This window comes from Paenibacillus sp. NPDC058071 (assembly GCF_042885235.1).
GTDB lineage: Bacteria > Bacillota > Bacilli > Paenibacillales > Paenibacillaceae > Pristimantibacillus.
Window position 1 is genome coordinate 126802 of sequence record NZ_JBHVSK010000002.1, and the last position, 26778, is coordinate 153579.

Consider the following 26778-nt stretch of genomic DNA (forward strand, 5'->3'; position numbering starts at 1 on the left):
TCCTTTACCTACCTGTTTAATAAGAATTTTATAAGTAAAAAATACTCCCTCATTTCTGGTGTAGAAATGAAGGAGCGCGAGCGAAACAGGCACATGACTAGAAGTGCTATTTATACTTTTATTTTCACTGTATAGAGTGCATCAGTTCATAGAAATATCGGGGCTCCTGCGTCTTATTTAAATGATACCAGGCATCTAATGTTTCCGGATTGAATACATCCAGAGCCTCCAAAACGTGGACCGTAAAATCTAACGGAGCTACCCCGGATGCTGTGATCAGCTTCCCGTCGGTTACAGCAGGCTCTTGTTGGTAATCCGCTTCTCCCGTATAGGCGGGACAGGTCATTTTAAGATAACCCAGATCATTGCTTGTATGTTTGTATGCATTCAGCAATCCTCGCTGCGCAAGTCCTATTGTAGCTCCGCAAATCGCTGCTACCCACACTTCTTCCTTCAAACACCTTTCTGCGACGTCTAGAATGGGCTGATGAACGGACTCCGTCCATGTCTCGCCGCCAGGCAAAATCAATAGATCTCCGCTTTTCATGCTGCACTCGTCCAGTGTGATCTCCGGCAATATTTTTAATCCGCCCATTGTCGTTACAGGAGACTTTTCTCTTGCTACAGTGACTACTTTCGATGGGGCAGACCCCTTTTTATAAAATCTTCCCGAGTTCAGTTCGGCAGTTATGTACCCTATTTCCCAGTCAGCCATCGTGTCGAATACGTAAAGATATGCTGTATGATTCACTTTCAATCTCTCCTTGTTTTGCAATTCATCAAGCGATACCAACCCTAACGATCGACTGGCTATCCGTGATTATCCTCATTATAAAAAAACTTCACTGACATCTTGCTGTCAGTGAAGTTTTTGCATTGCAAAAAAATTTCATTAACTGTTCTTCAAGCACGGATTTCGGTTTTGAGCCGAAATATAGCAACTCTTTTATGACAGCAATATGATATAATGAATAGACTTTTATACCTCAGTATAAACATCGGTATAGTAAGATAAAACATTAATATAAATATTTACGGAAGGAGGTGAAATAACATATGGCAAAGGAAGTCATGCAGAAGAAAAATCTAGACACACCTGATAGGGTCGATGTCTTTGGTTTGATCAAGAAAGAAAATGTGTTTCTTGACGGCCTCGAGGTTCACCGCGTCACCTTCGAGAAAGGTGCAAAATGGTCCAACGATCTGAAGCCGCACGCTGGCACGAATAGCTGCACACTCCCTCACGTTGCTTACGTGCAATCGGGTCGTCTGAAGGTCGTCATGGACGACGGCGCTGAGGAGGAGTTCGGCCCTGGCGACATCATGATGTTGCCGGCTGGTCACGATGCGTGGGCGGTTGGCGACGAGGCTTGCGTATTCATCGAGTTCTCCGTTGGCACGAACTACTACACAGACTAACCCTATAGCCCGACTCACAAAATACGGGTAATGGGACTTCCACTTCGGCATGGAGAAGGCAATGTCTTGATCTAAGACGGCTTCTCCGGCGGAGTGGTCACTTCTTCCCCCATACAGCCTTCAACACAGACCGGAATAAATCATCAAGCTGCTGATCCTGGTCCCCGCTGGACTTTTGCATAACTGCTGCCATCCGCTCGTAATACTCGATTCTTTCCTCCAAAAACGCGTTGATCGGATTGATCCTCGGCTCGTAATCCAATTCTTCGCCCGCTTTCTTACGAACAAGCAAATCGCCGATAACCGCTTTAAGCTCACTTTCTCTCGGCACGACAGCATCAACCAGTCTTTCAAATTCGATAGGCGGCATCGTATTGTACTTTTCGATCCATTCGCATGCTAGAATCGGACGGAGAACATAAAAGTACTTTTTGATTCTCACATGCTCGCCTTGCAGGTATTCCCGGTAGTTCCCCCTCGCCATATGCAAATAGTGATGCACGCAGGATCTTGGGGAGAACGTTAATGGAGAAAGCCGGCGAATCTCCTCCGCTATCGGATGATTTTCCATATATACAATCGGCGATTGAAGCCACTCGAGCAGCGGCGGGTTCGACTTGCGGAACAAATTCAACGCTTTTCGCAAATCCCAGCCGTTGATGTCCAGCATGTCGCTGATCGGACGCTCGATCACATCCCGCTTTTCAAAAATCGATAGGTACCATTCTTCCGGTCTCACATAAAGAAATCTGACGTCGTAGTCGCTGTCTTTTGATGGAAATCCCCATGCACGGCTGCCGGATTCGCAAGCGTACAAGATTCGGATGTTCTCCTCGCGCTCGATATGCTCAAGCGCGGATAAGATGGGTTTATGGTAACCGCTCATTTTTCAATCCTCCCTTAGCGTTCCTTGCCTGCCGCTCTGTTCTCGCCAAGCAAAGAGCTCAAACGTTCCAGTAAATCGCCTCCGCCCGTTAAAGAGATGGACCCGACTTTCTCACATATTTTTTCGAGAAATTCCAGCTCTTTCAGACGGAACAGCGTTTGGTTCTCATCCATCAGCTTAGCGGTATTGAGCAGACTGCGGGTAGAGGCTGTTTCTTCACGACGCGTGATTAGATTCGCCTGTGCCTTTTTCTCCGCAAGCAGAACGGTATTTAAAATATCTCTCATTTCTCCCGGCAATATAACATCCTTCACGCCTGCGTGCAGGAATTGGACGCCGAACTCTTCTCCTTGCTCGCGCAAACGGGAGAGTACGAACGTCGCCGCGTCCTCTTTCCGTTTCAACAGATCGTCCAGCCTAAGCGTTCCAACATACTCCCTAAGCGCGAGCTGGAGCTGAATATGAATCTGCTCGTCGAATGATTTCATTTCCAAGGCGCGCAACGGGTTTACGATCTTGTATTGGCACACGAAGTTCAATCGCAGCGTAACTTTGTCTTCCGTCATCATTTCTTGACCGATAAGATCCATTTGCTGCTGTCTTAAATCGACCGTCTTGATCATCGTTGAAACTGGACCCTTCCAGTACGTGTACTTCCCTGGAGCAAGCTCTCGTTGGAAAACGTGGTCGTAGAACAAAAATCCCGTTTCGTGATTCGCGATTTCGCAGGATTGCGTGTAAGCGGTCAGCTTCGACAAAATCGAACGGTCTATCTCGGCAGACAGCTCGGGCTGTCTGCTGTCGGCGTGCAGGAACGCATGTTTTTTCAGCACGTTCCAATACGCATAGACGCCTGGTTTAAGCAGTTGCATGAACTGACCGTCCTCGTAACGCAGAACATATTCATGATCTTGTACCCGTACGACATCGAGCTCTCCCACAAGGGCATCGTCATGAAGGAACAACTGCAGGTCTTTGCCTTCTACAACGAATGGTTTCGCAACATTCAATACGACTACTTCGGCTTGCGACCACAGCAAATAGCGATAAGTTCCCGGATTGAGCTTCTTCACATAGCTTCCTTTATGAAAGAGCAGACCGCGCTGGTCGGCTTGAATTGTCACTTTTTTAAACATGTTAGTTCCTCCTTAATAGTTCGACCATCGGATGAGAATCCCGCTGCGGTTCCGGCGGAATTTCGTTTGAGATGGAGAGTCTGACGCCGATGAATGTTCAGGGAGTGTTGGGTTAAGGAAGCGGCAATTGCTTCAGCCTCCGCCTTTTCTCATCCTCCTATGAAAAATCTCTCGAAGCCGGTCTCCATCGGTATCCACGAATTACAAGGCCTTCCGCAGCGCGCTCAAACTAGCCGCTAGGGATTCTCTGTCCTTGGTCTTTTGCACATTTTTCGCTCGATTGAAAGTCGAGTATTCTACCAGAATCGCACCCTAAGCGATTGGGGAATTGAACCCCAAATAATTAGTGGTTTCCTTACCGGTCCGGTCGTACAGGATACCGAAGCCCATCGGGCACGGCACTGCGGGATAAACGTATATCCTCGCCTCGTTACGCCTTGCGAATAAGAAACAATGATAAGAAGAAACGCAGTGCGCGTTGCCGTCTTACAGGTTCTATAATCGCTCATTTCTCCGTAGAGGAACATGGCGAAAGTATTACGACCGGCCATAAAGTTTTCCATATCACCCCAATCCCTCCCCTGCTACAATAGAAGAAGATGCTTTGTTCGAACGGAGGGTACCTTTGGCTAAGGAAAGCTTTGATAAAGAAATTCAATTCCTGCGCATGCTGGCGCTCACTAGCGGGGCGTTCAGCAGGCAGCAGTTTGCAGAAAGATTGGGCATTTCCGTCCATACCTTTGACAAGACCATTCGGCGGCTCAAAGATGTCGCAGGCTCCATGCAGCCGCATTTGCCGCAGGAGCAGGTGAAGGAGCTGGCTGATGCCGTTCGCTTCAGCTACTATGACTCCGCCGATCCACTGCTCTTATTTCTCTTTCGCGCAAAATCCGTCAAAGAGTCGGAAAGCCAACGGATTTCGCTTCTGTTAGCTTCGATGAACGGTCAGGCGCTGACTGCGATGGAGCTGCTGGATATGTGCTGCAACAGTATGCCTGCCCATCTTTCGCTCCCTGACGAGAAAACCATCCGGTCGGATCTTAAGTATTTAGAGGAGGTCGGCGTCATCAAACGGGAAGCGGGGCCACGCCCCTACCGGTATCGCATCCAAGACGACATGGTTCGGAGCTTATCGGATGAAGAGCTTCTCGATTTGTATGATTTTGTAGATGTCATGGCGAACACGCAGGTTCCATCCGTACAAGGCTACCTGCTGCGAGATGGACTCAAGAAGCAGCTGTCTGGCAATGCGTTGGGGCAAAATGCTTTAGAACCCTTTTTATATAAATATCACTATTACTCGCGTATTTTGGACGAGGCGCATCTGTTCACGCTCCTTCATGCCATACGCCATCGCCGAAAGGTTCGTTTTCTGTACTTCTCGCCAAAGTCTGAGAAAAGCTACGCCTCGAAAAATACGAATCCTTTGTTTGCACGGGACTCCGAGGGACAAACCGAAAAGACGCTCCCGCTTAAAATTGTCTATGATCATCAATACGGCAGGTGGTATCTGCTTTCCCACGGACGAGAAGGGATTCGAAAATATCGGATGGAAGGCATGACGCAAATCGAAGAAGATGAAGCCGTCGACGAGGTCTGGCATGAGGAAAAGCGGAATCAGCTCGCCGAAAAGCTGCAATACAGCTGGCTCATTGATACGGGCCGGCCTGTCACGGTGCGCGCCAGATTTTACAATCCCGAAGGTCTTGAACCGAATTTTATTAAAGAACGCGTACGGTCTCAGGGACAATGGGGACAGATTACGTTCGAAGATGAGCATTCGTTTATCTATGAAATAACGGTAAACGGTACGACCGAAATTAGGCCGTGGCTGCGCAGCTTTGGTTCCAGCTGCGAGGTTCTTGAGCCCGCTTCGCTGCGCCGTGAAATGATTGCCGAATGGAAGGAGATTCAGTCCTGCTATGAATCTGTTTGAGAAAATATTCAATCATCAGATCATGTCCCGCCTGGAGGACTCCGGCACTTTCATGGCGACCTCGCATGAGCGGGCATGGCTGAAAACGATGCTTGCGCATCCCGCCGCAGCCGATGCTTTCACGGCTGACACGTTGGACAAGCTGCGGTCCGCTCTTGAAACCGATCCGGTTATGGATACATCTGACCACTTGATTGAAAAAGCCCAGACGACGGAAAAGCATGTCTACCACCCGCTTCTGCGCCCTCTTCGTCGGTATATTATGAATAAAACGGGGATTCGCATGACTTATGAGATTAAAAGAGGCCGGGTGAATACTGACCATTCAGGGGTTCCATATAAACTGGAATACTCGATGGTCAAACGAGAATGGTATTTGCTCTGGTATAACAACCGGCATCACGCCTTCATGAGCACCCGGGTGAAGAAGATTCATGCTCTCGACCCTGAGTCTATCGAACCTCTGACAGCAGATCGCATTCTTCATAAAATTGAAAAAACGATCGAAGCCCGTAAGAGTGAAGTCGTCATTGAAATTATTCCTATATATAACGCGGAATTGTCCCGTATTCTGTATGCCTTCTCCAGCTTTGAAAAAAAGGTGGAGTACGATGCGGAGAACGATACCTATCGAGTTGCCGTTTCTCTGCTCAAGGATGAGATGGAGTATTTGCTATCCAAGCTCCGCTTTCTCGGCAAGCGGGTGCGGGTGGTCGAAGGCGATTATTTGAAGAGGCGCATGCTTGAGGCTTCGACGAAGGCTTTGGAGCGGTATGGGGTTGCGAGGGATGGGGAGTGAATCTCTTAAGTAGCATGGAGAATGATTGATGGAAGACAGGAACGCTCGTAGATTTAGAATGGAGCAGCTTAAGAGAAATATTATAAGAGACATATCCTATGGTGAATTATTTAACGAGTGTATCGCCGTTTTAGATCCGTCCGCCCGTGTATATAGTCAAGAAAGATCACAAGAAATCGCGGACAAATTGACGAGTGAATTTCCATTTACCAACTGGGGGAGAGTAGATTGGGATTCACTGCCCAATATAATTAAGCTAAAAGATGCCTTCGATTTAAAAAGGTATACCACTGATTCTAACCAGAATTTTTATATTATCTGGGATGAGTATAACCTGCCGGTAGTAGAAACAACACTCGGCGATGTTATTAATCATTTTAAAGAAATTACTGCTGTAGGCTTTGATACCTGGTTTGTTAATTTTGATGAAAGTATATTGATTGAAAATCATCACGAAGGAGAAATAACGGTAGTTAGGAAGTAAACGGATTAATGACTCTGGAAGAAAATAAGCTTAAGCGCCAGTCAGTGAAGCCCGGTGCTTAAGCTTTTTGTCATTTCATTAAATTTACTCCGGTAAGTCACTCGAGGGTCTCTTTTATCGAAAAGCTTTCAAACGGCACAAAATCAGCTAACCACACCTCATTACCGGCATAATAAAAATTGGTTCCGAGTCGCTTTGCGTTTAATGTATCAATTTCAAGAATGACTAACTCTCCTCTGCGGCTTCCAGCGAGCGTCGCAAAATGAGTGCCTTCCGACAAATGAACATACTGCCTGCCCATTGGCTTTAAACCTTCTTTCAAGATCAATGGGAGAGCCTTGCTATTCGTACCGTGATAGACAGTAGCTGGCGGATCGCCCGGAACATATTGAATCCTATCATGACTGTGACCGTACCTTGCTCTTATGCAGCCGCCTTCAATTTCAAAACGCTGCTTATCCGAATTGCGGACCACCTGTTCGATATCCTCTTGCTCCACCCACGCCCATTGGGGTTGAGCCTGAATGACCTGCAAAAAAGCACTTAGCGGGCACGAACCGTCCGTAGAATCCAAGGTAACGCCAAAATCATCAGGCGTGTGCCGAAGGATTTTTGTCATCAATTTACTTAAGCTTTTTTCCATTGCATGATTTATCATATTGCTTTCACTTCCTATTAGCTCTATTTGCTCTTATAGCCGCGGATCAATCTCCCGTTCCTGAGCCACCTCAAATAGCAGATTAGCCGCAATTTCTTTGTATGCTGTATTCTCCGGCTCTATCTCATTAAATGGTATCGCCAACATCCGCATGCCAAGCTGGTACTCATTTAGCGAGGTACGAAGCTTTTTACCTACATTCTTTTGCTTAAGCAGCTTGCGGTATTTATGTGGGAACTTGTAGTCATATCCGTAAATGATGGATAAATATTCGGGATTCCGCACCTTCATATAAGGCACCGTTTTTTCACTCCATCTCTCCGGCTTAATGACAATGCCCTCCATATGCTTATCCGTCGTAAGCTCAGAGAAATAACTCTCCGCTTTTTCCAAGAAGCCAGGCTCAGACAAATCCAGCGTAATCGCTTCATCCTCCGATAGAAAACCGTACATCTCGGACGTCCCCCACTCCGGAATTTGTTCCTTCCCATCTTCATAAACGAATTTCAGAATAGCAAAAGGCTTATATTCCATCGTTTCGTCTTCAGCATACAGCTCCAACTGTTTTTTGTACGTTTGATAAGCTTCCATATGTTCAGACAAAGGAACATATACATCCCGAATCTCACTAATGTACTTATAGCTTTGATATACACTCGAACCATACTTATCGCTTAAAGCTGATTTCGCCGTATGATGCTGATCTTTCTCAAAACCGCTCGTCTCAAATTCAGCAATGAGCTTATTGTAAGCTTCTTCAAAACCGTTTTGCTGCAAAAATGCAAGCTCTGTCTCCAGTGCCTTTTCAATAGGCTTGAACTGCCTTTCAATTAATCCTACGCCAAGCGCCTTCCACGGGAGAAGCTCACCATCCAAGATCAGCATAGCCATTTTCTGCTCTTCCATGTAGCCACCAAACTTCTGAAGCAGCTTGCCGTAAATCTCTGTTAATTCCACTTGCTTGATCTTGTAGCCGTTGCGGCTGACTGCAAAACATTGCTCCAGATCCTTGTGCAAATAAACGTTGCATCTCGAACCCATGTATTTGGGCTGCAGTACAACTTTCTGAATACCTCGCTCATTAAAATACGCTAGACCGCGCTGAAGAGACTCGAGCTCATTCGTCTCCTCGTTTTTATCGGCCGGCGACATCGTACCGGAGATGAAGTTGATTTTATTTCGCGAGCAATAGCGGAGTCTGCGAATGTCATCCTCTCCAAGGTCTTTGATGGACACCGTTCTTTCTGCCTTGAATAAGGTCTGCAGTTCCTCGGCAATCACTGCTTCGCGAGACTTTCTGGACTTTATAAAAGGCTTATACGAGATGCTGACGGAGGTCAACATGTTGCCATGCACGCTTCCCGTGTCGATATGGATTTTATTTCCGATTCGGAAGGACTGCTTAGCGGCAACGTGTCCGAATACATGAAACGGATGATTTTTAACCGATTCCTCTTGTAGAAAACCAAGTTGTTCTTCAAGCTGCGCTTCACGGTCGATTCGGAAATTCCTCTGATGCCGGACAGAATTCGTATCGAGTTTTCCAATATATCTATTCCGGCAAGGAGCATGAGTAACATAGAAGGACGCCCCCTTAGTTCCGATATATCGATAAAATGGTTTCGAAGTCGCGACCAACTGTTGAAACTTCTCCAGCAGCTCCGGGTCGTTCAATAATAGCTGCGTCGAGTCAAAATACGTATGGAGCAGTTCCTGCTCTACACCTTTAATTTCGCCCTTAATATACTTGTCGACGAAATTTTCATGATTGCCAAGAACGAAGTAGAAGTACTCCCGATTATCATAAAGAAACTGAACAATTTCTTTCGTTTGCTTTCCCTTATCGATCCAGTCGCCAACCAATATCACCTTGGTTTGCTTCAACTTATCTGTCGCAATCAGCTTATCTGCTTCAATCTTAAAACCGTAATCCTTCAATAGCCCTTTTAAATCCTCTACACATTCGTGTACGTCCCCGATAATGATATACTGATGATCCTGCGGGAGAACGGTCGCCAAGTAAACTTCCAGATCGTCTATGATCATTTTGTACGCAGGATTCGCTTTCTGCTGGTCGACCATATAAAAGTCTTTTGCACGCACTTTATGGATTTTCCCGTAGTCTTCACGCGGCAGAGCGCCGAGAACATCTCTTTTCAATCGATTGATATGATTTGTGATCAGCTTCTTTGAACGGTCCGATGCATAGTAATCTTCCCGCTTCCGATAATCAAAAACAATGACTTCAAGGTTATAGTTGTTCTGATACGCAACTTCCTTCACCTTTGCCCGAAAGTCCTCCGATAACCCGGTAGTATCTACAACCACAAACTCCGCATTAATCGGAAAAGACGTTGCCATCTTCAATCTTTCAAACAGCAAGTGAAACGCTTGTTCACTAGATTCGAGCATCACCTGATCATATTTGTCGTATTCATAGCCAAGAACCTCTTGGCGAATCTGATCGGACGATAAATATTGGACATTTGCTCTCACATTCCGGTTGGCATCTTCAAAGCGAAGCCCAGGAATCAGCACTTCCTTGGCAAAAGTCGTTTTGCCGCATTCGGTAGACCCGACCAGCATAAAAATGGTGTGAACTCTCGATTGAATATGCACTCGTTAGGCCTCCTTTTTCTTAAGAATGACGCCCTGCGTCGTTTTGATATTATTCACACCGTCTCCGATAGCGACAAATTCGGCGTTCAAGTTCATGTCTTTAATGACATCGGTCAGCCACTCTTGAAAGGATTTCTCTCCCATTTCCCATTTGTGCTCTTCATGCCGGAAATCGCTCAACTCGTAGTACCGGTTGAAGTCGGCGTTTGGCGTCGTCAGAATGAAGTTGTCGAAATCGACATGCGCACAAATTTGATGGATCAGCTGCTTAGCTTCGTCCTGACTCATATGTTCAATAACCTCGGTCAAAATCACATCAACCTGCTCTCCGTTGTAGCTTTCCAGAAACAGATCGATCGATCCGAAGGTGACAATATTGTCGATTTCTTTAGCATCTGCTATACGCTTTACCTTCTCTAACAGCTCTGCATTAATGTCTACTGCATAGTAGCTGCCCTCTATTTTTCGGGAAAAAGGAAACGCATAAAATCCCTCTCCGCATCCTACATCCAAGATCGACTTGTCGAAAGCCAATACACTTTTGATATAATTTCTCCGCTGGAGAGCAGTCCCCCCATAGGCAAATTGAATATCGTAGCGTTCCGTTTTCTCAAGCTCCGTTTTATATTTTTGAAATCGATCTCTGGTAGACAAGAAATTGCGTACAAAAAGGCTGCGAATATAGAACGGCGCATCGATCACATTCATACTCTTGATGTACTTATCAAGGATGCTGTCCGAAATATCAATGTATTCATTACCGAACATCGAAAGAAATAAGCAAAGTACGCTTACCGCATGAAGCAGTTGATACAGACTTTTATTCGTCTTAACGGTAAGAGAGTAACTCTTATGTGCTTGATGGGTAATCTCGAAAGAGAAATCCTTCAGATGCTTTTCGAAAAACGCAATGTAACGAACCAGTTCAATATGGATCATATTGATGAAAAAGGTATGTTCATAGCCATCAATGTCTCGTTCATCCTGTGCTTTGAGCGGAGCGGAGAAAAATTCATTAATCACATTCAGCGGAAGTAACGGTGTGTTGTATCTGGATACATTCAAATATTCGAAGGTTTCCTGCTCATGCTGTTTGTACGAAATCTCGTTGTCCGCATCCTTAAAATAAACGTTATAGCTTTGCTGATCGGTATACCATCCATGAGCCATTCCCTTGCGAATCGAACGAAGCATCATCCCGGAACTCGGATTTTTCTTGATTAGAAACGAGAAGTGCGGATTAGTGGATCTAATTTGGACAATTGCCATATGCATGAACTCCTACTCTTTATTTGATCCCATCTTAGCTAAGTTTGATGCAAACGAACACGGTAAAAGTATTACGAGCGTCCACCCTTTGGCTCATTATTTGCAACTTTATCCTGCCAGCCTCGTCATTCTAGGTGTTTACCACAACTACTAGCAACAAGACTCTGCCTTTAGATCCTCGTCCCCGCCGGACGTTTGCATGGGGAAGATTCTTTAGAAGAAAAAAAGCACAAGCGCCGGTCAGGGAAGCCTGGCGCTTGTGCTTTTCTTCATGTAATAGAACTAGATTTCAAATGGATGGGTAATCGCTTACGGTTCCTTCCTTCCGGCTATTGCCGACAGGAAGGAACCGTCTCTTCGTATGAATATAAATGTCTAATGTACTAGACGTAAAATAGCAGTTTCGATTCGGCTGGCTCCAGCGCCAGAACATGCTCCGCTGTGCCCGGCTGCAGGCTGTAGGACTCGCCGCTCCACAGATCGCGAACCGTCAGTCCCTTCGATCCGTCGATACCGATACGGGACAAGTCGATCGCCTTCGACTTTTCATTCCCTTCGTCGAAGTTGAAGACCGCAACGTAGGTGCCGCCGTCGCCAGCCAGCGAGTAAAGATCCTCACCGCCTGTGCCGCTGCGCCCTTCCGCCGGACGGAACGTCTCGCCGCGCTTTGCCAGCGCCATAGCCTCTTTGTTAGTCATCCATGCCTTCGCACGGCTGGCTGCTTCCTCCATCCGATAGTCGTCGCCGAGCAGCAGCGACGTGCCGGAAATAACGCCCGAGTTCAAGCGACTGCGCCCTTCATGCTCGGAGATTGTCCGTTGATTGTCGCTCTTATACAGCACGATGTGATCCGGATCGTTGAAGCGGTACAGATTGTCGCTGATCCACCAGCCGTATGTGAGCGCGTTCAGCATATATTCCGTATCGGCGATTGTGCCAAACGCATCGCAGGAGACGCGTCTGCTATGCGCATAGCCGTGCGGGAACAGCGGTGCGATCGATAGATTGATCAGGAACGGACGGCCTAGGCGATCTGGGCTGAGCGCTTTCGCAATTGCCGACATGCCGTAGTTATAGGCTTGAATGCCGGTGCTGATAGACGGATCATAATGCACGCCTTCCATCGCGCCATGCGCCAGAAAATCCATTTTCAAATACTCAAAGCCGATTGAAGTGACTTCATCCAGTTGACGCATAATGCGCGCGATCGCTTCCGGATGTGACGGATCGATCGGGAATGCGCCGTCCAGCTTCGGCAGCGGTTTGCCGGCCGCGTCCTTGAGCAAAATTTCCCGGTACAGTACAGTTCCATCCGTTCCTTCCACCGGCGTATCCGGGTCGCTTCCCCAGAACGCAAACGGTGTATAGTACGTTCCCGGCTTCTGGCCATTTGCCTTCACGCGGCGAACAGCATCCTCAAGCTCGCCTTCCTTCAAATTGTCCGAGAACGCATCGAAGTTGACATACAAGCTGCCTTCAAAATCAGCGAAGCCGTCGGCTTGAATCTCTTGGGCAAAAAAATCAGATGTATAGGTATATACTTCATAATCGAGCTTCGCCATAACGGCCGACCAGCTGTTCCAGCCAACAGGAACGCCTCCAGACCACGTCAGCGCAGGCTGAATGATTGCATTGGCCCCACCGTAAGCTTCCATGCCTTCACGATAATCAGCGTACGCGCCTACAAAGATCGTCGGCGATACAATGGATGTACCGCGCAGCGAGCCATGCGGTACGGTATCGCGAGTTTGCAAATCGGCTGCACCAGCAAATACTCGGAGGCGGCCGATCGCTTCGGAGAAGGTGCCTTCCACGTCAATCGCCGTTTTCCACGTGTCATGCGTAATCGAACCAATTACGAAGCCACGACGGGATTCCGCTCGGTAAATAGCCGTTACTTCATAGCTGCGCAAGCTGCCGGGATTAGACTGTGAACCAAACCGGACCCATTTGTCATTGTCGTATGGAATAAACAGCGAACGGATCTCTTCTTTGGAGCCGTCTCCGAAATCAAGCAAGCCATCGTCATTCAGATAGGAGGCGAGCGGAGTGAGTTCATTCGTCTCCCATTCCTGCTCGCTCTCTGCTTCCAGTTCAATCAATGCGTAAGGCAGGTCTTTATACAAACGGATCAGCTGCCGCAGCACCGGCTTGCCCGGTTCCGCATGCTCGAAGCTGAACTGGAGCCCTTCTCCAAAGCCGTCCTCAATCGCCTGCACGGAAGCTTCCGGTACGGTATGCGAGCCATAGTAGGAAGAACGGACGATTTCTGTCCCCACACGGGCTTCCGCATAGAGACCTGCCATCGTTTGCCCGTCTTTCCAGGCAAGCGTCAGCGTACCCTCTTCCGTATTCGCCGTTACTTTCAGCAGGCCATTGTCTGCCGCAAACTTCCCGAATGCTTGCTCCAGCTTGAATTGTCCAATAACGGTCGTCATGATTTCATCCGCTCCCATTCTCCTATTGGTTCACATTGATATTTTACCGGCTCTATTATCCTATGAAACGAAAAGGCCAGCTCAGCTGGCCTCCCTATTCCCCGGCAAACCGGTTTTGCCATTATTTCCATAGCTCCTTGCGTGCTGCATAGTTGCTAGAGTAGACCGCTTCAACTTTCTCGTCGCCTGCAGCTTTCATATCGGTAAGCATTTTGTCGAAAATCGAGCTTGCCTCATCAGCGGAAGGAGCCATGATTGCCTTAGTCAGCGCCTGTCTCATGATGTCGTTGATTTTTTGCTCGTTCAACGCTTCCGGCGTTCCGCCTTGCGGGTTCAGGCCATCAAAGATGGCTGTGTCATATATCGTGTCCGACAAGTTTTTGATCGCCATTTGGTCGATTGGCGAACGCTCGTAACGGCCTGGAAGATCGTATGGCGTACCGTCTGAGCCTGGTCCATTTTTAATAAACCAAGTCCATTTGCGAATGCCCGTTTCTTTCGTATAAGCAGTCCAGTCGTCTTTGAACGCTTGGAGCGTCTCCGGACGCGGCACGTGCTTGCCGTCCTTCATATCCCAGTGCGTGCCTTCAATGCCCCACATGAGCAGGTATTGGCCTTCTTCGCTTGCCAGGAAGTTAATGAGTTGCATCGTGCGTTCCGGATTTTTGTTCTTCTTCGTAATCGCAATAGCATCCCAGCCCAGGGAGCTGCGGCCGCCGAATGTCGTTTTCGCAGGGTCAACGCCGTCTGCCACTACTTTATAAGCGAACAGCTGCGATTCCTCGCCTTTGTCTTTCTTAAGGATCGTGTTGGAGTTGCCCATATCCCAGTATGCGCCTGTCGACGAGAAGATTGTGCCCGTCGCGATTTTTTGTTCCCATACTTGGCGTTTGTTGATCGCCCACTCTTTGTCCATCAGGTCCGAGCGGTACAGATCGTTCATGAACAGAATCATATCCCTATATTTCGGCTCTTTCACATCATATTGGAGCTTGCCGTCATGCTCATAGTAGCTCGATAGGCCGAACATGCCTTTGAAAGTACCCATCGTGCCGCCCCAGTTCTCGCCGTCCATCGTCAAGGCTATAGAGTTTTTGCCGTCGATTTGCGGATATTTCGCTTTGAAATCAACGAGCAGCTGCTTGAACTCGCTTTGCGTGAATGGAACGCCGCCCTCTGCTTTGTCTGGTGCGAGCTCCTTCACGATATCCTTGCGCATATTGAAGCCGAATACCGGCTCATGCTCAAGGCCATACCAGTTGGAGAGATAGTAGTTGTTGCCGTCTTTGTAACGCGTTTTGTTCAATACATCGCCATACATAGACGTTACGTCCGGACCGTATTGGCTGATCAGATCATTCAATGGAATAATAGCTTTCGCTTCAATGTATTTCGCAACCAGATCGCTGGAGCGGTCAAACATAATCATATCGGGCAAATCCTCGCTCGCCAGCATCAGGTTCAGCTTCTCCGTCGGATTGCCTGTCGGCTGCTGAATTTCAATCGTTACGCCAGTACGTTTTGTAATTTCTTTCGCGATGGCGTTATCGAATTTATCTCCTGTGTTTTTATCGAAAAACGTAATCTTGATCGGGTCCGTGCTTGGCTCTTTCGTGCCGCCCTCCGTACCGCTATTTGGCTTTTCCGTACCCTTGTTGTTTGGTTTATTCGATGAATTCGAAGCACAAGCAGACAATAAGGAAATCAACATTACGGCTGTCAGCAAGGACAGTATCCATTTTTTTGCGTTCATCCTAAAATCCCCCTTATTCATAATCGTATGCTTATCGAAAAAACGGTTCAGCATTCATCTGGCCGACTGCAACACCCCCCGCAAGTAATTTGGAAGCTTGCTGGGCGGCAGATTAGCTCTTAACCGCGCCCAGCGTCATGCCTTTTACGAAATATTTTTGCAGGAACGGATACACCATAATGATTGGCAACGTCGCAACCATCGTCGCAGCCATACGGATCGTATCCGGCGATACGGCCATGCGTTTGGCTGAGTTTGCCATGGCTTGCGCATCGCCGACCATGGAGCCCGTCTGGTACTGGTTCAAAATTTTGACGAGTACGGCTTGCAGCGTTTTCAAATCCGGATTGTAAGTGAATACGTACGAATCGAACCAGGAATTCCAATGGCTGATTGCCGTAAACAATCCGATCGTCGCCAGCACCGGCGTCGTCAGCGGCAGGATGATGCGGAAGAAGATTTGGATGTAGTTCGCTCCGTCCATCTTCGCCGACTCATCGAGCTCCTGCGGCAGTCCTTGCATAAAGGTCCGAACGATAATCATATAGAACACGTTCATCAAGCCTGGTACGATGAAAACCATGAAGTTGTCGATCAGATGATAGCTTTTGAGCACCATGTAGTAAGGAATCAGTCCGCCGCCGAAGTACATCGTGAAAACAAAGTACAGTGTCCAGAAACGGCCTGCGAGAAGCTCTTTTTTACTAAGTGCAAACGATAGCATGCTGATTGTAATGACGGCAAGCGGCGTGCCGATAACCGTCCGAAGCAGCGTGACCCGAATAGCCATCCATATCTCGCTATCCGATAAAATTTGCTTGTAGCTCGCCAAACTGAACTCTCTCGGCCACAAATATAAATTTCCCCGCAGCGTATCCTCCGCGCTGTTCAAAGAAATAATGAATATATTCCAGAACGGATAGAACGTAACTATAAATATCGCAGTGATAAATCCGTAAACGACGGTCATAAAGAGAAAATCTTTTTTGTCTTTCACCATGGCGTCTTCTCCTCTTAAGTTTTGTGCTAGAACAGCGACTGTTCTTCCATTTTTTTAGCCATCTGGTTAACGCTGATGACGAGTATGAACGCCACTAACGATTTGAACAAACCGACGGCAGCACCGTACGAGAACATGCCGTTTTGCAGACCGTATTTGTACGTGTACGTATCGATGACTTCTGAGTATTGCATAACCGTATTGTTCTGAAGCAGGTACTGCTGGTCGAAGCCCGCATTCAGAATACCGCCAACGGCAAGAATAGCCAGGATGATAATCGTCGGTCTAATGGATGGCAGCGTAATGTGCAGCATTTGCTTCAAGCGGCTGGCGCCGTCGACCTTGGCCACCTCGTATAGCTCCGGGTTGATCGCCGAAATAGCGGCCAGATACATAATCGCGTTGAAGCCCATGTCCTTCCAGGCATTCGATATGGCGATAATCCACCAGAAGAGCGGCCCTTTCTGCATGAACTGGATTGGCTCGTCGATAATATGCAGTCCGATCAGGATGTTGTTGATAACCCCGCCTGACGAGAGCATCGTAATGATGATATTCGCCGCGATAACCCACGAGATGAAGTGCGGCATATACGATACGGTCTGGAACGTCTTCTTGAACCAGCCGTTTCTCATTTCATTGATCATAAGCGCAAGAATGATCGGCATTGGGAATCCGAATAGCAGCGACAGGAAGCTTTGTGCCAGCGTGTTGCGCATGATTCTTACAAAATCGCCGTTAGTGAAGAAGTACTCGAACCATTGCAGCCCTACAAAGTCCGCCGTGAAAAATTGCTCGAAAAACGTTCCGCCGCCTGGTTGATAATTAATGAACGCCATATATAGCCCGAACATCGGTACATAGGAGAACATCAAGGTCAGGATGATCGCGGGCAGCATCAGTACGTAAAGCAGCCGCTGCTCTTTCAATCTGTCCAGCAGTCCGCCTCTTTTCCGCTTGACGACCAGCGTCCCGCTTCCGTGAGGTTGCGCTTTAAGTTGCATGTTCATCATGTTGCCTCCCGTTAAATGATTGCGTTTTCATTTGCTTCGTGTTCTCATTATAGGTCTGGCGAAATACCCGTTCTATAATAAGATCTAACGATTCATATTCGAATCGCACACACTTACTTTTGCTCCATTGTTGAATAGCGGCATTACCGTTAAACTAAGAAAAAGACATCCTAGAGTAATACTTCTTCTAGAAAAGGCGGGTGCCGATATGTACACTGTACTGCTGGTAGATGATGAAGCCATCGAGCTTGAGATGATGGAACAATATGTCCCTTGGGAGCGGGTCGGCTTTCGGGTCGTCGGGACGGCCCGAAACGGCAAGGAAGCGCTGGGCAAGCTTACGGAACTGAAACCGGATATTGTCATTACAGATGTGCGCATGCCGATTATGGACGGACTGGAGTTTGGACGGCGGGCGAAGCAAATCGACAAGAGCGTCATCATCGTTTACTTGAGCGGACATAACGAATTTCAATATATCAAGTCCGCACTCAATATCGAAGCGGCAGGTTATCTGCTGAAGCCCATTGATATGGAAGAGATGCTTGTCCTGTTGGAAAAAGTGAAAAAGAAATGCGAGGAGGAACAGCTTGCCAGCACAGGCGGCGGTTGGCGGCTGGAGAAGCTGCTGCAGCGCATCGTCCGCGAGCCTGTAGAGGAGCGCCGGATGGAATGGATTAGCCAATGGGAAAAAAGCGCATCCAACTTCTCTGCCCAGCAATTTTTTGGATCCGCTTACATGACGTTTGAACCCCCTGCTTTGACAGGCAAGCCTGAGGAAGAGAGAGGCGCGCTGCCCGAGCCGTCAGGAGCGTTGGTCTCTGATGCAGCTGAAGCTGTACGCGACTTGCTCAGACAGCGGCTGGATGCTGCAATTGTGTTGGAAACCGGGATCAATACGTTGTTTGTCCTGTTTCAAGGCAAACCGCAGCAATGGGATCCTGCCTATTGGGAGCTGCTTCGGGAAGAACTGCTGACGATTACAGTGGAAGGCGAATCTTTCGTGACTATTGGCCTATCCGGCCCATACAAAGGATTCCATCTGCTGAGGGAAGCGTTCGAGCAGTCTCAGCGCTGTAATGATGAAAAGCTGTATCGGCAGGCAGGCTCCGTTATTATGCCGGGCAGCCAAGAATCGATGAAACAGACCGACATTCCTGTGGAACAAGCCGCAGCTAAGCTGATCGCCGCCATTCAGGGTACTGACGCCGAGCGTGCCAGGCTAACACTGGACGATTGGTTTGCAACCATGCGGCAAGAGCGGGTCAAGCGCAACTTCGCCGTTCGAGCGGTCATTCAACTGCTTACGACGCTCGAGCAGAATTTCACTTCATTGATGGCCGGCTCGCTTCGCGACCAGCTGCTCGCCGATCATTGGAAAGAACTGTCGCTGCTGCCGTCGATCGCCCACTATAATGCGTATGTGCAGCGCTTCTGCACCGTACTGCTGGAGGCTGCGGGAACTCGTGATGCAGACCGCTATCAGTCGGTAGCTTGCCAGATTACGAAGCTGATAGCCGAGCGTTATCACCTTCCAATTACAGTGGAGGATATTGCGAAAGAGGTCTACTTGTCACCCAATTATGTACGGACTATCTTCAAGGAAAAAACAGGCGAGACCATACTCGATTATTTGACCCGCGTCCGCATGAATCATGCATCGGATCTGCTCAAAAACCGTACGCTAAAGGTGCGCGAAATCGCCCATCAGGTCGGCTATGAGAACGTCTCCTATTTCTGTTCGGTTTTTCAGAAGCATAAAGGGAGTACGCCAAACGAATATCGTAAAATGCTACTTTAGGCTGGGGTGATCAACGTATGGGAAAACGGTCCGCTTGGTTTATCAACCCTTTAAACAACTGGAGGCTCCGGGAGAAGCTGTTCGTCATGTTCCTGCTTGGGGGCATTCTCCCGCTGCTCTTCTTCGCCTTATATTCCTATACGACGATTCGCGGCGAGCTGTCCGCCCAGATGATAGCGAATACAGGCTCTTCCGTGGCCCAAATCAACTCCAACCTGGAAAACAAGCTGGATACGTACACGAAGCTATCCGCGACGCTATATCTCGATTCGACGATGCGAGCCTATTTGACGAATGATTACTCGGTGGACCCGACGCTATTCGTCGATGCTTACAAATATATCAACAACGTCTTCATCAACATGCTGACGACGAATCCGGACATTCATTCTATGACGATCTTCATCAACAATAAAACGCTGCCTCCAGACGGCATGTATATTAAGAAAATGGGAGAGAATTTCCGCAATTCCTTGGCATACAAGTCCATGCAGGGCAGCTATGGCGACGTACGCTTCGTGACGACGCCGCCGGAGTCTGATCTGCCGCCGATGTTCACCCTCTCCCGCATGCTGAACATCAGCAGCATGAACAATCCGTATGGCGTACTGACGATTAACATTCTGGAATCGGATATTTTTCGGTTGATGGAGAAAGAGCCTGAGGATAAAACAGTACTGATTATTAATGAGGAAGGCATCGTGATGTCCGCGAGAGATAAGACGCTATTGAACAAGCCTATTGATTTGCCGGACAAGTTCCCAGAAGAGGAGAACGGCCATTTCGACAGCACGTATAACGGGGAAATGGTGCTCGTAGTCTACAATACGACCAAGTACGGCTGGAAGAGCGTCTCGCTCATCCCGTACAGCAGCTTCCTCTCTAAGGCAAACCTAACCGCCAAACGGATTCTGGTCTATGCGGTAGCCAGCCTTGCTGTCATGGCGATTCTAATCTATGTCACTGCGAGGCTGTTCACGAAGCGGGTGGAGAAGCTCGTCGGCATGATGCGGCGCATTGAGAAAGAGGAGTTCGAGCTGGCCGACATTCGGCCGCTTGGGCGCGACGAAATCGGCCAAATCGGCAATGCGCTGCGAAGGATGGGCCAGCGTCTCAGCTCCCTGATCTCCGATGTGTACATGAAGGAAATCGACAAGCGGGAGGCGGAGCTGAACCTTCTGCAAGCCCAGATCAACCCGCATTTTCTGTATAATTCGCTCGCTTCAATCTCTTCGCTGGCTATTCGGAACGCCGATCCGCGAATGAACAAGATGGTGACCGATCTGGCGAAATTTTACCGCATTTCGCTCAATAAAGGCAAAAACACGCTTTCGTTGCATGAGGAGATCCAACTCACCCGCTACTATGTATCGATCCAGCAGGTGCGATTCGCCAATCTGCTGCGGGTCCATTATGATATCGATGAATCCGTACTGCCTTTCCCGATCGTGAAGCTCACGCTGCAGCCCTTTGTGGAAAATTGCATTAACCATGCGATCTGGGATCATGAACATGGCATCAATATTATTATCCGGGCCTGCCGCGACGGACAGGACATTCTGCTAAAAGTAATTGACGACGGCATGGGCATGCGGATGCCGAACGGACGCGATCTGCCGCTAAGCGAGGACACCTTGTCCGGGTACGGCGTCCGGAACGTCGACAACCGGATCAAGCTGCTATTCGGCGACTCCTACGGCGTCTCGATCTACAGCCGTCTAGGCATCGGGACGGCCGTTACGATTCGCATTCCGGGGAAATAAAACAACACATACGAATAAGCGAGTAGGAGGAGGCCTTGTTCGTCAGCCCCCGTTCGGGATAAGAGATGACGCCCATGCCGGGCGAACCAAGAAAAGCCAGCAAACCGATTTTTCGGTCTGCTGGCTTTCTCCTTACATGCTATTTTTTCACCTTTACCTTATAAAGCTTCGACTGCGCGCCTTCAAGATTCACTTGGAGATTGTCCTTCGCTTCAACCTTCGCATCCGTCCACACGTCCGTCAGCTCAACCTTCGCCGTAGCAGATACGCCTAGCGTCCGCTTCAGGTCGATCGTTTTCGCCGCTGCTTCATTCGTGTAGTTAAATACCGCGAGGTAGTAGTCCTTTTTGTTCTGCAGGACGAATACGTCAGCTGCGGCTGTTCCTGTGTTGCCTTCAACCGGACGGAACGCTTCGCCGATCAGCGCGATTTCATTCACGTTTTTATTCGTCAGCAGCAACTTCATCAGTTCCTGCGTCTCCACATCGCTAACGTCATCGGAGTTCATGTACACCGTGCCGGAAATGGCGGCGGCGTTGACCCGCGTCTGCGCTGCATTGTACGAGCCGCCCTTGGCCAGCGTCATATAATCAGGATCGGTATACGCATATATCGTTCCGTTTTGCCACCAGCCGTAAGTCAGGTTGTTAAGCTGGTATTCCGTGCGGCCAAGCGTGCCGTCGATGTCGCAGGAAATGCGTCTCGCATGCGCATATTGGCTCGGGAACATCGGCGCGATCGAGGCGCTGATGAACATTTTGCCCCCCAGCGTCTTATTGATATGCGCCATCCCTTGGTTATAGGCTTGAATACCCGTCTGCACCTTCGGATCATAATGCTTGCCTTCGAACGAGCCGTGCGTCAGGAAGTCGATTTTAATATATTCAAAGCCATAGTCCAGAAAATTCTTGAACACGTATTCTACACGCTGTTGCGCGCCAGGATGTGTCGGATCGATCGCATAGGCGCCGTCCACCTTCGGCAAAAGGTTGCCCGCCGCATCTCGAAGCACGATGTCTCCGTACGTATACTTGCCGTTTGTGCCTTCTACCGGCTGCGACATATTATCGCCCCAATATACGAATGGGCCATAGTAGATGCCGGCTTTTTGCCCGTTTTTACGAATAACCTTCACCGCATCACGAAGCTGCTGCTCGGACAGGTTGTCCCAATACGAGTCCATGTTAATATATACGGTGCCATCGTTCGTAAACGACTTTTGCAGATTGGCTTTAAAGAAATTGGATACTTCTACAACTTTATCGTAGCTGAGCGAGCTTTCGTACGCGCCCCAGCTGTTCCAGCCAACCGGTACGTCGGAAGGTACGCCTTTCTCGAACTTGAGCGGCGGAGCAACTGCTGCATTCGCTTCGCCATAATTCTCCAAACCGTCACGGTAATCGGCATAGTAACCGACCGCAATTTGCGGAGATGTAATCGTCTGGCCCGACACTTTGCCGTGATCGATCGTGTCATGGGTCGAAGTGAGCGACGTAAAGCCGCCGTATACTTTCAACTTATTCAATTTGTCGTTCGAGCCGCTCCAGTAGATGCCGGTTTTCCACACATCATGCGTAACCGAGCCGATAACAAGCCCGCCGCGGCTGGTGTTGTCATAGATCGCCGTCATCTCCGAGCTGATGTAGTTGTTGTTGTTCAGCGAAGTATTGATCGTACGGGCCTGATAACGCGACCACATATCGTTGTCGAACGGCGTAATCAGCACGCGATTGTCTCCGCCTGTGCCGATATCGACGCCGCCGCTAGCGCTAACGACGAGCGGAGCCATATCGTTGGAGCTCACCGCTGCGCCGCTGCTGACAACCTGCTGGGATACGAGGAAGTAAGGCTGATCCTCGTATAGCTGGTAGATTTGCTTCATCACAGGCAAGCCTTCGCTGCGGTTCTCGACCGTAATGCGGACGCCCTTGCCGTGCCCGTCCTTAATCTTCTCTACATTGTTCAGCTTGAAACTGTGCTCGCTGTATTGACGGCTGTCCAGCAGCTTGTCTTCAAGCTGAGCGCTAGCATACGCGCCCTTCACAATCGTCTTGCCATTCCAAGCATAGGCAGCCAGACCGGACTCCGTATTGAACGTAATGCTGTAGGAGCGGGAGTCGAAAGTTGCTCCCTTCTCATACTCCGTTACTTTAATGGAGCCGTACTTGTCCGAACCGAGCGCCTTGCCGATTGCACCGATGTTATCGACCGGACCCGGATCTTCGCCCCCGCCTCCAGCAGCGGCGATCTCCAGCTTGTCGATATCCGGCGACCAGCCTCCGTCATCGTTGAATGTAATCGAGTTCGTTCCTGCTTTCAATTCGATCTCCAGCGTAAATACGCCAAGCGTGTCCCAGTTTTCCGTTTTTGGCAGCGCATAGTTTTCCGATGCGCCGTCATTGACAGAGATCGATACCGGGCGAGGATCTCCGGAAATATAGTAGATGTTAAGCTTGTACACGCCGGCTTTCTCCGCCATAATATCACGGAACTGCAGTGTAGAGCCGCCCCACAAATTGCCTACCTTGCGGCCGCCCGAGCAGCCGGTCACAGTCGAGCAATCGCTTACCGCGGCATTGCCTGTCAGCACGTTGACGGAAGCTTCCGCCTCATAGACAGCACCTGCAACAGGACCGCCAGGACCGCCGTTATCAGATAAGCGGAGGTCGATCCGGTCGATGTCCGGCGAGTAGCCGCCCTCATCGTCCAAGCGAATCGTATTCGCTCCCGCTTTCAGTTCCACTTCAAGTTCATAAACGCCAAGCGTATCCCAGTCCGCCGTCTTCGGCAGATCGTAGTGATCCTTCGTGCCGCCATTGACGCTAACGCCAAACGACCTCGGGTCGCCCGAAATATAGTGTACCGTCAGCGTATATACGCCGGCTGCTTCCACAGTAATATCATTGAATGTCAACGATGAACCGCCCCATAGCCCGCCGACGACACGGCCGCCGGAGCAACCGGTTGCTTCTCCGCATGATTTAATCTCCGCTTTGCCTGACAACGTGTTCGCCGCCGCTTCAGCTTCATACGAATAGCTTCCGGCCGCCGCCTCCGCCGCTATCGTCGCCTCCGTGTCTGCGCTTGCCGCATGGATTTTACTCCCGGCTTGCCCAGAAGCGAAAAATACCGTCTGGACAAGCAGCACTGCCGTCAGCAAGAGGAACAAGCCTTTGCCGGACAATCCCCAATGTTTCCTTCTCATTACATCATGCCTCCTGTTCGCCATTTAAAGTGTTAAGCGCTTACAAAGTGCATTTCCAATGTAAAACAGAGAATGGGTCGGAACAATCCCAATATTTAACGAACGATACGACAAACCGCCAAAGTTTGTGCTTAGCACCCTCTGATTCTGGTGCAGCTCTCCCTTTGGCGGCTGGAATACTTGTTATGCAGCTTCAACCTTAACCAGCTGTAATTGACTGTCTAACCAATAGCGTTTGCCTGCTTCCAGTTGCAGACGGATCTGGCTGCCGCCGTATTTCACGACCGTCTCCAGATCGGAGTGCGCCGTGATGATCGCTTCCATCAAGCAACCGCCGTTCCATACAACCGACACTTCCGCATTCCCTTTTGCCCGCAAGCCTTCATATGACCCGTTGGACCAGTCTGCTGGCAAAGCAGACAGCAGATGAATAGAGCCAGCATGGCTTTGCAGAAGCATATCAGCAATCGCTGCCGTTCCGCCGAAGTTACCGTCAATGACGAAAATATTCGTCTCTGCGCCGGCTACGCCCGGCTTGGAATAGGACAGCAAATTGTCGAAGCACAGCTCGCCGATTAGATGACGGATATGCTTCACCGCCTGGTTGCCGTCATGCAGCCTGGAGAAGCCCAGCGCGAACAAAGCTGCGGTAAACTCAATGTCCTCCAATTCGTCGACTAGCATGCGTCCAAGCAACGTCTGCCTCATTGCGGCGCTCAGCTCCGGCGTATGCTCCGGCGTAATCTGATTGCCCGGATAGAGGCCGTACATATGGGAGAAGTGACGATGCTGCTGCTGCGCCTCCTCATAGTCCTCCAGCCATTCCTGCAGTTGGCCGCGCTTGCCGACTTGAAGCGGCGGCAGCTGTTCAATCGCCGCCTTAAGCCGCGCTTGCAGCTCTGGATCGGCTTGCAGCAGCTCCGCCGACTTCAGACAGAAGACGAACAAATCGCGCACCAGCATTTGATCCATCGTCGAGCCCATGGAAAGCTGCTGCTCCCCTTGCTCTGACGGACCTGGATAGAAGCTGTTCTCCGGGGAGTTCGACGGCCCCGTTACAAGCCAGCCGTATTTCGGATGGATTACCATATAATCAAGGAAGAACAGCGCCGCTTCCTTCATAACCGGATAGGCCTGTCGGGATAAAAAGTCGCGGTCCTTGCTGTATTCGTAATGCTCCTTCAGATGAGTCGCGATCCAGAGGCCGCCCGTTACGTTCATCCCCCAAGACCTTCCCCAGCCCGGCGACACAAACCCCCACGCATTAGAGAATACATGCGCAACCCAACCCTCGCAGCCGTAGAAGTCTTCCGCGGCAGACCGGCCCGCCGCAGCCAGCTTCTCGATATAATTCATAAGCGGTATGTGGCATTCCGCCAAATTGCTTATTTCAGTCGGGTAATAGTTCATCTCCGTATTGACGTCAAGATGATAGTCGCAGCTCCACGCCATCGCATTGGCTTCGCCGTCATTCCATATGCCTTGCAAGTGCAGCGGCAATCTGGAATCGACCCTCGACCCGGCAATGGTCAGATAACGCCCATACTGGTAGAACAATGCGATGAGTCCAGTGTCGCGAGCATCGCCCGCCCGCAGGCGGCGTACACGTTCATCCGTCGGAAGAGCAGCGAATTCATCCGTCTCTCCAAGATCAAGATTGACGCGTCCATAGAGTACTTGATAGTCCGTTAAATGATCCTCTAGGAGCCGATCGAAACCTTTAACTCGGGCAGCATTGAGCCGCTCCGTGCTTTCGGCTTTCCAGCTATCGTCCTTGCGGTCGTAATCGGTGGCAACGGCGAAATAAATGACGACCTCGTCCGCTTCCTCGATACGGATCTCTCCATTCGTCCCTTGCAGCCTTCCGCCTGTGACGGCAAACGCAACTCCGCCTTCGCTCCAGACTCCGCAAGTTCCGTCGCTATGAATGTCCTCCGTCGCTTGTGTACGGAAAACCAGTTTGTTTTCTTCTTCTAACCAAGCATCGAATGTATTCGTTCTTCCTTGTAGGCGCAGCTTCAACGATACGCCTCCCGGGCGGTCGCCCTTGACGCGGGATACAAAAACTTCATCCGCATGCGTTGCGAACGATTCCCGCCGAATGGTCGCTCCGGTGTTGCTCCGATACGATACCGTTGCGACGGCTCGCTCTAGATCCAACTCGCGAACCAGTTCGCTGCCCTCGTCCCCATAGCTAATTAGAATGTCACATAACGACAGGTTTGTGCCAAAGTTGCCCTTCCTCGGCTCCAAATACTGCTCTGCCAGCTTGTCTCCTTTGACATAATCTCCGCTAAAGAACGCCTCCCGCATCTCTGCCAGTCTCTCTCTTGCATTCGGCGATCCGCCGAAACGCTCCGGCTTGCCTGACCAGAAGGTCACCTCGGTCATATTCCATGTCTCGTTGTCGATGCCGCCGTGCTGAACCGCTCCAAGCTGTCCGTTGCCGAGCGGAAGCCCTTGCTTCCAGCCGCTTGCCGGCTGCGTATATGTCATTTTCATCGAAATCATCCTCTCCGGTGTCGGCTCCTCAGTTCACCCTGACCATGAAAGCCCTTTTGCAAATTTGCCATTATTGTAACATTGATCAGAAAAGACG

18 protein-coding genes are annotated in these 26778 nt (G+C 49.5%); 6 read left to right on the plus strand and 12 right to left on the minus strand.

The features are described from left to right. Positions 1–124: 124 nt before the first annotated feature. Positions 125–751 carry a type 1 glutamine amidotransferase family protein gene (locus tag ACFVTB_RS03500; RefSeq protein WP_387745242.1) on the minus strand — a complete coding sequence of 209 codons (627 nt, stop codon included), beginning with the start codon at positions 749–751 and terminating at the stop codon, positions 125–127. A 305-nt stretch (positions 752–1056) separates the two neighbouring features. Here ACFVTB_RS03500 and ACFVTB_RS03505 point away from each other — a divergent pair, with 305 nt between their 5' ends. Beyond that, positions 1057–1419, plus strand: a complete 363-nt coding sequence (locus ACFVTB_RS03505; RefSeq protein WP_387745245.1) for a cupin domain-containing protein — start codon at positions 1057–1059, stop codon at positions 1417–1419. 97 nt (positions 1420–1516) lie between these two features. Here the strand turns inward: ACFVTB_RS03505 and ACFVTB_RS03510 are convergent, their stop codons facing one another. Next, positions 1517–2305, minus strand: a complete 789-nt coding sequence (locus tag ACFVTB_RS03510; protein WP_387745247.1) for a nucleotidyltransferase domain-containing protein — start codon at positions 2303–2305, stop codon at positions 1517–1519. A 14-nt stretch (positions 2306–2319) separates the two neighbouring features. Then, positions 2320–3441: a slipin family protein gene (locus ACFVTB_RS03515; RefSeq protein WP_387745250.1), complete on the minus strand. Its 1122-nt coding sequence runs from the start codon at positions 3439–3441 to the stop codon at positions 2320–2322. A 625-nt stretch (positions 3442–4066) separates the two neighbouring features. On the opposite strand from ACFVTB_RS03515, the gene ACFVTB_RS03520 reads away from it, so the two are divergent. The 3 genes from ACFVTB_RS03520 to ACFVTB_RS03530 are packed head-to-tail and all read left to right on the plus strand — an operon-like array spanning position 4067 to position 6660. Beyond that, the gene (locus ACFVTB_RS03520; protein WP_387745253.1) at positions 4067–5377 is read left to right on the plus strand and encodes a helix-turn-helix transcriptional regulator; all 1311 of its coding nucleotides are present in this window, start codon (positions 4067–4069) and stop codon (positions 5375–5377) included. After that, complete coding sequence (locus ACFVTB_RS03525) at positions 5364–6176, plus strand: WYL domain-containing protein (protein ID WP_387745256.1); 813 nt, start codon at positions 5364–5366, stop codon at positions 6174–6176. The genes ACFVTB_RS03520 and ACFVTB_RS03525 overlap by 14 nt, the downstream gene beginning before the upstream one ends. Positions 6177–6204: 28 nt before the next feature. Then, positions 6205–6660, plus strand: coding sequence for a CDI toxin immunity protein (locus ACFVTB_RS03530; RefSeq protein ID WP_387745259.1), 456 nt, complete (start codon positions 6205–6207; stop codon positions 6658–6660). Between the two features lie 97 nt (positions 6661–6757). Here the strand turns inward: ACFVTB_RS03530 and ACFVTB_RS03535 are convergent, their stop codons facing one another. From ACFVTB_RS03535 to ACFVTB_RS03565, 7 genes are all read right to left on the minus strand, one after another. Further along, entirely contained in the window at positions 6758–7318 is a 561-nt protein-coding gene (locus tag ACFVTB_RS03535; RefSeq protein ID WP_387745262.1) for an RNA 2'-phosphotransferase, read from the minus strand. A gap of 33 nt (positions 7319–7351) precedes the next feature. Next, the gene (locus ACFVTB_RS03540) at positions 7352–9937 is read right to left on the minus strand and encodes a metallophosphoesterase (protein ID WP_387745265.1); all 2586 of its coding nucleotides are present in this window, start codon (positions 9935–9937) and stop codon (positions 7352–7354) included. A gap of 3 nt (positions 9938–9940) precedes the next feature. After that, positions 9941–11206: a class I SAM-dependent methyltransferase gene (locus ACFVTB_RS03545; RefSeq protein WP_387745268.1), complete on the minus strand. Its 1266-nt coding sequence runs from the start codon at positions 11204–11206 to the stop codon at positions 9941–9943. A gap of 383 nt (positions 11207–11589) precedes the next feature. After that, positions 11590–13644 carry an alpha-galactosidase gene (locus ACFVTB_RS03550; protein ID WP_387745271.1) on the minus strand — a complete coding sequence of 685 codons (2055 nt, stop codon included), beginning with the start codon at positions 13642–13644 and terminating at the stop codon, positions 11590–11592. Between the two features lie 121 nt (positions 13645–13765). After that, positions 13766–15397 (minus strand): ABC transporter substrate-binding protein, encoded by a 1632-nt coding sequence (locus ACFVTB_RS03555; RefSeq protein ID WP_387745274.1) that lies wholly within the window; start codon positions 15395–15397, stop codon positions 13766–13768. Between the two features lie 112 nt (positions 15398–15509). Further along, positions 15510–16397 (minus strand): carbohydrate ABC transporter permease, encoded by an 888-nt coding sequence (locus ACFVTB_RS03560; RefSeq protein ID WP_387745277.1) that lies wholly within the window; start codon positions 16395–16397, stop codon positions 15510–15512. Between the two features lie 26 nt (positions 16398–16423). Beyond that, positions 16424–17407, minus strand: coding sequence for an ABC transporter permease (locus ACFVTB_RS03565; protein WP_387746175.1), 984 nt, complete (start codon positions 17405–17407; stop codon positions 16424–16426). A gap of 211 nt (positions 17408–17618) precedes the next feature. Here ACFVTB_RS03565 and ACFVTB_RS03570 point away from each other — a divergent pair, with 211 nt between their 5' ends. Further along, positions 17619–19211, plus strand: coding sequence for a response regulator (locus ACFVTB_RS03570; RefSeq protein ID WP_387745280.1), 1593 nt, complete (start codon positions 17619–17621; stop codon positions 19209–19211). A 17-nt stretch (positions 19212–19228) separates the two neighbouring features. After that, complete coding sequence (locus ACFVTB_RS03575; protein WP_387745283.1) at positions 19229–20974, plus strand: sensor histidine kinase; 1746 nt, start codon at positions 19229–19231, stop codon at positions 20972–20974. Positions 20975–21113: 139 nt separating this feature from the next. Here ACFVTB_RS03575 and ACFVTB_RS03580 read toward each other — a convergent pair whose 3' ends face one another. Together ACFVTB_RS03580 and ACFVTB_RS03585 are read right to left on the minus strand one after the other, a co-directional pair. Next, positions 21114–24179, minus strand: a complete 3066-nt coding sequence (locus tag ACFVTB_RS03580) for a carbohydrate-binding protein (RefSeq protein WP_387745286.1) — start codon at positions 24177–24179, stop codon at positions 21114–21116. Positions 24180–24362: 183 nt separating this feature from the next. After that, complete coding sequence (locus ACFVTB_RS03585; RefSeq protein ID WP_387745289.1) at positions 24363–26681, minus strand: glycoside hydrolase family 95 protein; 2319 nt, start codon at positions 26679–26681, stop codon at positions 24363–24365. Positions 26682–26778: the final 97 nt, after the last annotated feature.